Here is a 264-nt window from a genome sequence, read left to right on the forward strand (position 1 = left end):
AGCAGCTGCTAAAGGCGCTGTTCGGCAAACAGTGGGTGGTGTATGCCAAGCGCCCCTTCTCGGGGCCTGAGCACGTGGTCGAGTACCTGGGCCGCTACACCCATAAGATAGCGATCTCTAACCATCGTCTCACAGCCGTGGACGAGCAGTCGGTGAGCTTCTCTTATAAGGATTACCGGCAGGGGGCCAAAAGGCTGGAGATGAAGCTCGGGGGCATGGAGTTCATCCGCCGCCTGGCCCTGCACATTCTGCCCAAGGGCTTTG

At 59.5% G+C, this 264-nt stretch carries 1 protein-coding gene; it reads left to right on the forward strand.

Annotation, left to right across the window (positions count from 1 at the left end; all coding sequences use genetic code 11):
- On the forward strand, positions 1-264 hold a 264-nt coding region (locus K3G39_RS20585), incomplete at both ends, for a transposase (RefSeq protein WP_220628046.1).

It is taken from the genome of Pontibacter sp. HSC-14F20 (assembly GCF_019599265.1).
Lineage (GTDB): Bacteria > Bacteroidota > Bacteroidia > Cytophagales > Hymenobacteraceae > Pontibacter.